Origin of the sequence: Desulfovibrio sp. TomC (assembly GCF_000801335.2) — a bacterium.
Lineage (GTDB): Bacteria > Desulfobacterota > Desulfovibrionia > Desulfovibrionales > Desulfovibrionaceae > Solidesulfovibrio.
Genome location: NZ_JSEH01000022.1, coordinates 65,146 through 72,785 on the forward strand (window position 1 = coordinate 65,146; position 7,640 = coordinate 72,785).

The 7,640-nt window shown below is 43.1% G+C and carries 5 protein-coding genes; all 5 read left to right on the top strand.

The features are described 5' to 3' along the window. Positions 1 to 1,029 precede the first annotated feature (1,029 nt). Positions 1,030 to 1,392, top strand: a complete 363-nt coding sequence (locus tag NY78_RS17815) for a hypothetical protein (RefSeq protein WP_043638961.1) — start codon at positions 1,030 to 1,032, stop codon at positions 1,390 to 1,392. A gap of 331 nt (positions 1,393 to 1,723) precedes the next feature. Beyond that, entirely contained in the window at positions 1,724 to 2,281 is a 558-nt protein-coding gene (locus tag NY78_RS17820) for a tyrosine-type recombinase/integrase (protein WP_043638964.1), read from the top strand. A gap of 129 nt (positions 2,282 to 2,410) precedes the next feature. After that, entirely contained in the window at positions 2,411 to 3,535 is a 1,125-nt protein-coding gene (locus tag NY78_RS17825) for a tyrosine-type recombinase/integrase (protein WP_043638967.1), read from the top strand. A 1,331-nt stretch (positions 3,536 to 4,866) separates the two neighbouring features. Continuing rightward, the gene (locus NY78_RS23945; protein WP_082140088.1) at positions 4,867 to 6,447 is read left to right on the top strand and encodes a PAS domain-containing sensor histidine kinase; all 1,581 of its coding nucleotides are present in this window, start codon (positions 4,867 to 4,869) and stop codon (positions 6,445 to 6,447) included. A 408-nt stretch (positions 6,448 to 6,855) separates the two neighbouring features. Further along, the coding region (locus NY78_RS23950) for a histidine kinase (protein WP_442855213.1) at positions 6,856 to 7,640 on the top strand (785 nt) is incomplete at its 3' end.

Below are 7,640 nucleotides of genomic sequence, written 5' to 3' on the forward strand. Positions count from 1 at the left end.
AAAGAGTCTCATGAACAAGAGTTCTGATCAATTCCTTTTGAATCAGAAACTCCATGAGATGAACCAATCTATCATTGAGCAATCAAGATGGAGGAGTGGTTGAGACGATTCAGTAGCCCGCAATCTCTAGCGAGATGAAGCAGCGGTGGCCTCTATGCAAGACGAGAAACATGGCCGTTCGAAGTCTAATACGAAAGTATTTCAAGCATATTGTAGCGATTATGCACGGGATGTTGAAAACAAGGATACCGATTTGACCACGGGAAGCCCATCTATACGCCAAAGCCAAGGAAGCTTTGTATAAATGGGTGGCAGCGGTTCGTAAAGAACCATGAGATGATGCAGTAAACGATTTAAAACTATTCAAAAGTTTGTAACAAATCAATACTCATAAGATTGAACAATAAAAAAGTGTATAAAATTAAAATATACCTTTCAAATTTCAGTTTATTCTAGCACTGCATCATCTCATACCGCTGGATTCGGGAAAACCGAACGTCCAGAAGTAACAAGAAGCTTGGATTAGCGATAGTCCACTCGATCTTGGGGCTATCTTGGGTATCAATGTTATGTTGGTACTCAAGAATAGCCAAAATGCTAGAGAAGTTTATCCCTTTACGTGGGTAAGCTTCTTTTTTGCATAATTTTCTTGGTGATGCGGATTATCGAACGGCAAAAGTTAATTTTGGTCGCTCCATTCCCCCGCTCCACTCCCGCCACCGGGCTGAGTCCAAAAACAGGCCCCCAAATCTCCCCTCTCCTGCGCTTTCGGGACCGCCCCCATTGTTTGGGGTCCGTACACCACCAAAGCCTCAGGAATCGCGTCCTAGGGCCAATCACCGTTTTCGACAGGTTCAGGACCAGGATTTAGGCAGTCAAAAACGCGGTTACCCGCGTATTTGAAGCTAAAGCCGAGGATATGGGACCAATACTACGTCTTTTTGCCATTATATCCCAAGCATTTCTTATTGTCGTTTCAACAGCGACCTACAGATATTTAATAGTACAAATCCAACAAGGAGTCTTGTCATGTCGAAAAAAGACGATCAGCCCACCAAGGCAACCAAGATCGAATCGAAGTATAACCCGACCTTACTTCGAGAGTGCATCAAGAACAATGAATCAGCATCTGAAATCATGACGAAGCTTGGGATTGCTCACAAGCAAACCCTCAAGCAATACGTCTTGAAGCTGATCAGTGATGACCGCCACTTCTATGAAGTCAGGGGAATGTACGTCAAGAGTTCGACAAGACCAAAGGTCAACAAGAACAACGAAATCAAGCTTTATCTAAAGAACCTTGGACTCGAAGAACTTCAACTGGTTGAAGGCGACGAGTTCACGGTGATGGTTGAGAACGGTTCTATCGTTCTGACCAAGATTGAGCACTGACGCTTTGTTGGATAATGCCATGCAAACACATGCGTGGCATTATTCTTTGTTTCGTCTTTAATTTCAGTTTTTTGAACACATGGTACGGTCAAGTATCTTTGCTCGATTCGAATGCTGCTTATGCGATTTTAAGCAAAAGAATACAGATATTCAAAAATATACCAATGTACGATTTGTAGTAGAAACGTACATTGGCTTCCTAAAACTCAAAAAGTCTTTGGATTCCAACAGGATCGTGCCAGTCAGTCTGGGACCTCCTGCCCTCCCCCTGTTTTGAATGTACGTTTACACGGCATCAAAAAGCAAAATCGAACTTTGGAGGAAGTTACCTATGAAAGTTGACCCTATCATCGATTTGAAGAACATTAAAAGCATCAAGAAGCTTTTAAGCGACAACCCTCGGGATCGACTCCTATTCATCATGGGAATCAATTCTGGACTTCGAGTGCAAGACATTCTTGCGCTGAAGATCGGAGATGTCAAAATCTGCAAGATTGGCGACAGAATCGCCGTCAAGGAGAAGAAAACAGGTAAGGACAACGTGTTCATCATGAACAAGGAAATTCTTAATGCCCTTCAAGACTACTTGCGAACAATTGACCTCATCGAAGATCATTTCCTGTTTAAAAGCAGGAAAGGGAGGAACTACCCAATAACTACCTATGCCGTCACGCAGATGGTGCAACGATGGGCTGACGAAATTAACCTCGTCGGCAACTTCGGAGCCCACTCACTTCGAAAGACTTGGTGCTACCACCAACGAAAAACTTTCGGTGTAAGCTGGGAAGTTTTGGCAAAACGTTTAAACCATAGCAGCCCTTCAATAACAAGACGTTATCTTGGGGTGCAAGAGGAGGAAGTCGAGGAAATTCTGCTTAATACTATTTAGCTTTCCTCAAAAGGGGTGTTCTACCCCTTTTGCTTCTATCGATTTCAAATTCATATTTCCAGGGATGATCAACATTGTTGTTCATCTTCTCTAGTCTATTGCTTAACTTCATAACTTAAGGAGTTTGGAATGGGAATCTATCAACGCAACGAAAGATGGATGGTTTATTGGAATCATAACGGCAAGCGCCACGACAAGTCGTTCGGTAGGGGTGATCTCGCTCAAGCCAAAGCTCAGTTCTTTGACCGGGCTGTCCAGGAGGCTCTGGTGAAAGGACTTCCCGTCCCCGATCCTGAGTCGGTGACGGCGGCGGTCCAGGTCGTCAAAACCGTCAGTACGACGGATGCCCCAACGAGCCAAGTCCTGGGACAGCAACCTTCCGGGATGGCATTATCCGAACTTGGAGCCAGATACCTGGATCACATGCGAGCCTCGGGACGCACTGACAACCATATCCGAAACATCGAACGCCTGCTGGCTAACAAGTTCATTCCGGCCCTTGGAGACAAACCGGTGAACTCGATGACATACCAAGGAGATATGGTTCCGTTTATCCTACATTTCCAGGGGATAAGCGACACCACCAAGAAGGAACGTTCCCAGGTAACGATCAATAAGTACTGCGATTACTTGAACTTCATCTTCCACTTTGGGATTGACAACGATTTCACCAAGGTCAATCCCCTGAGAAACTGGAAGAAAGCAAAAACTCAACCCAGAGAAATGAAGTTAACCCTGGAGGACGCCAAGAAGATCATGGCTTGTGCCGAACCCCATCTCAAATGGGCCATGGAAGTCTGCTTCAACATCGGAGCACGTCCAGGGGAATCCGAACTCCTGGCGCTGAAATGGGAGCATGTGGATTTCAATGCAGGAACTGTCCGCATCTATGCGACCAAAACCAAGACCTATCGGATTGTTCCGATCAACCCGACCTTCTTGAAGCGAATGGAGCAAGTTCGTGCGACCTCGAAGTCAGGATACATCATTGAATACAATGGGAAGCCTGTATCGCGGATTGTCAAATCCTTTAGAAACGCCTGCACTCGCGCCGGGATCACCTACCCGACCCGGATGTACGATCTCCGGCACCTGTTTGCGACCACGCTACTCCGCAAAGGTGCTGATTTAGCGGCCGTTTCTAAGATGATGGGTCATTCAACGGTAAAAATGACAGCGGACACCTATTACCACTACATGGAGGGCGAGAAAGAAAGAGCGGTTCGACTATTGCCGGAATTGACGATGGTTTAATCTGGAGGCGGGATACTTTGCCAGAAGTGTCCCGCTCCAATTCTTTTTTGAAAAATTGTAACAGAAGAGAATATTATGCACAAAAAAACTTGCGAATGGTGTCATGACCATAGATTTACTTACAAAGACGGAAAAGAGTGGAAGTTTCTTTGTCCAAAATGCTACAAAGAGCACTTTGTCCCTGTAAAAAACCGTTACTCGACAAAGCAATTCAGAGAGAATATGGAATTGATGAAATCTGAAAAAGCCAAAAGAAAACAGCTGTCCAGATCATGGACAAATCCCAGCGCAACGAAGGATGGGATATTCTTAGCACGATAACTTATGAGCACATTCAGAAGGAGGCGAGTCACCTTGCCAGAGGTCACTCGTCTCCTTCTTCTAAATTGTCAAAGAACATTTTGCATTTCTGGAAAAGAAGATTTTTAAGACTTATCATCGTTACCAACTGTACTATTATTTCTAAAGCGCGATACTACGGGAACCTAGAATACAGTGTAGCAAATCGGTTTCTAGAGTGGAAGGAGGAACTTGGGCCGGTCAAATTCGATGCAGGGGCCTGCAAAACTGAGAAATCACCAAAAAATCAAGAAATTCGACACTTGAAAAACGGAGGTTCCTGTGGATCAGGGTGCCAGGGGAAATCCTTAAAACTAAAAATCCAAGTAAAACAGCCTGATAAAATCTTTTTCAAGTGAAAAGCACCTGCCGGATGGCAGACTTCTGCCATTTTCCGGTTGGGGAAGGAGTCAAATACGTGGAAAACCGCGCTTTTGGAACTACGGTGAAGCACTGATTGTCAGAACCCTTGGATTTGATACCCTTGTAAAGATTGATTTGTTTGAGAATAATCTCATTTAAGTCCCGGACTTGCTCGTCTCCTGAAGGTGGACCGCCCTAACCCGGTGGTTCACCTTTTTTTAACGGCGTGGTATGCTTGGTCAGGAACGGTTCTGGGTTGGTCCCAGTGTCGTTGCTGCCCAGCTGGGCCAGTAGCGGTGGAGTCTACCCCATTAGTCACAGCTTGGGAAGTTTACTTGGTGTTGCCGTTGTCGGAGAAAAATTCAAGAATTACAGCAGGCGAGATGGCCGGTGAACTTGCTGTGAAAATCACTGTGAACCTCATGCTCCAGGATTCCAGTTTACTGGACTTTTTAAAATGAGTAATTTGTCGTTTTTTCAGCACGGGGAATGGGGAATATATTTTTCATATTTCACAAGAGACACTTCGTTTACAACGCACTAGTTTCGTCCTATTAAATGTTTTGATGGGCACCAAAATGTTCGGTTTCAAATGAAACTAAACCTTGTTATGCTGACATGGACTACGTATGCGTGATATAGAAAAAACAAAAGAAGAACTGACGGTCGAGTTACAGGCCGCGCAAAAATTAATTTCAGAACTTTGGAACATTGAATCTGATCGTCAGTTAGCTGAAGAAGCTCTAAAAGAATCGGAACAATTTCTAAGGTCAACTTTGGACTGTCTTTCTGCTAATATTGCTTTGCTGGACAACCAAGGAAAGATTTTGCATGTCAATAAAGCATGGAATGATTTCGCTCAACAGAATGGTCTTTACCCAAATGACGTTTCAATAGGGACAAACTATTTGGATATCTGTGACACCGCTTCTGGAACATATGCTAAAGAGGCAGTTCACTTTGCGAAAGGGATTAGAAGTGTCGTGGGTGGGGAGACAGATTTTTTCATACTTGAGTACCCATGCGACTCACCAACTAAAAGAAGGTGGTTTGCGGGGCGAGTCACTCCTTTTCCTGGTGAAAGTCCTCGTAAAGTTGTTGTTGCGCATGAAGATATTACTGAACGGAAACAAGCCGAAGAAGAGATGCGAGAAAGTGAAATACGTTTTCGTCGCATTACAGATTCAGCATTAGATTCAATCTTGATGATTGATCCTAGTGGCCGAGTGTCTGTTTGGAACCCATCTGCTGAACGTTTACTAGGCTACTCAAGAGACGAGGCCGTTGGACAAGACTTACACTTTCTTATCGCGCCAGAACGATATCTTGATTCCTACACTAAAGCGTTTAAGAAGTTTCAATCAACTGGTCAAGGTGATGCCATTGGCAAAATTATAGAAATTTTTGCACGCAAAAAGGACGGTCGGGAAATTCCTATTTCTTTGTCACTTTCTTCACTTCATACAGCTGACGGATGGCATGCTGTCGGAATTATTCGAGACAATTCTGAATTACGACGACTCGAAAAGGTAAAAGACGACTTAGAACGTATTTCTCGTCATAATTTAAAAAGTCCACTGACTGGCATTATAAATATTCCCGAACTTCTTATGGATGATGAAAATTTAACAGTCCAACAGAAAAATATGCTTAACTTGGTTGTTGTGTCTGGGCGAAAAATGCTACTACAGATAAATAGTTCGCTGGACTTATATAAGATTGAAAGTGGCACATACAAATTTCTTCCTCAGGACTGTGACCTACTTAAGATCATTAAAGGAGTATCTGAACTACTTGGCAAAGGAATGGGATTTAATCCTAACAAAGTTCACATTCATGAAAATTATACACCAAACAACACAACTGGTCTTTCTATTTATTCAGACGATGGACTATTAGAAATAATTTTGATCAATCTTATAAAAAATGCTGTGGAAGCTAGTGGACACGATGATCCAATAGACGTTTCCATCTCATACGATAGCGTCAACTGTAGTATTATAATTTCAAACAGCCGTCCAGTCCCTACTGAGATTCGAGATAAATTTTTTGAAAAATATACAACGGCAGGAAAGTCTGGCGGAACTGGCTTAGGTACTTATAGTGCAGCTATTATGACCAGAGCAATCGGAGGAACAATTTCTATGACAACATCAGATGAAATTGGAACAAAAGTTACTGTGTGTATTCCAAAAGTTTCAAGGTCCTAGATGTTATTTTAAAAGCGCCTAAAGCTGACAAAAAAATTTTGATACAAGAAACTGGATAACCGTCCTGACACCGAAAATCTACAACTTCGTTTACTGGACTTTTGAAAAACCGAAATTTACCGTTTTTCGGTGCTTAAAAATCACAGGATCCTGCGAGTGCAGACTTACCATGTGCAGTTAGTCACGGGGAACAAGCTGAAAATACACAGTAAATGCTAACATTGATCCAAAAACGGCTTGTCCGATGGCAGAGTCCTGCCATTCCGCCCCCTGTACAACCCCAAATACGAAGGAAACCGCGTATTTGACCAGCTAGACGTGGGTGTAAACACAAGAGACGCAACCAGCTAATATTTAAGCCTTATTCAGTTGTTTTTTTGCTGTAAATCAATCTACAAGGACATGTACGTGAATGCGAAAGAGCTACATACCAACTGCGCCCCACCTGAACGTTTAAGCATTAATGAAGTACAGGAAGAGAGAGAACAGCTTTCTGGACACATATGCTCTAGCTACTTTGACTTCTTTCCCCTTCCGCTCATTGTTTTAAACCGTCACCGGCAAATAGTTTTCAGCAATAAAGCTTTTTTAGACATCCTTGGCATCCACGACCTAGGCAATTTCCTTGGGCTTCGCCCCGGTGAAGCAATGGGTTGTAGCTACGCCCACGTGGAAGAAGCAGGATGTGGCACTTCTACATTTTGCCGTGAATGTGGTGCTCTTCGAGCAGTATTAGAAAGCATGATCGGCAATGCAAAAGCGCAGCACGACTGTCAACTCCTGGTAAGCCACAACGATGAAAGCTCGGCAAAAGACCTGAGAGTATTTGTTTCTCCTTGGGATGTTGAAAACGCAAAGTATTATGTTGTCTCAATCGTAGATATAGAAGACGAAAAACGTAGAAAAATACTGGAACGAATCTTTTTTCACGATATTCTTAATGCAGCCGGAGGAGCAAAAGCTCTACTCGATACTTTATTTGACGAAGTTCCAGAAGAAAGTAAAGAATTAATGAGCCTTGTCCAAGCGTCACTGTTTGGCCTTGTAGAAGAAATTAAGAAACAAAAACAGTTATTAGCGCTTGAAAACAAAGAATACAAGCTCTCTATGATAACTCTCCAAGGATTAGAGCTTGTAAATTTAGCAGTAAAAGAATACAAAAACCATCCCAAAGCATACGATAAAACCATATC

Coding starts and splice junctions, on each gene's coding strand:
- NY78_RS17820 (WP_043638964.1), top strand. CDS start 1,724: ATGAAAGTTGACCCTATCATCGATTTGAAGAACATTAAAAGCATCAAG.
- NY78_RS17815 (WP_043638961.1), top strand. CDS start 1,030: ATGTCGAAAAAAGACGATCAGCCCACCAAGGCAACCAAGATCGAATCG.
- NY78_RS17825 (WP_043638967.1), top strand. CDS start 2,411: ATGGGAATCTATCAACGCAACGAAAGATGGATGGTTTATTGGAATCAT.
- NY78_RS23945 (WP_082140088.1), top strand. CDS start 4,867: ATGCGTGATATAGAAAAAACAAAAGAAGAACTGACGGTCGAGTTACAG.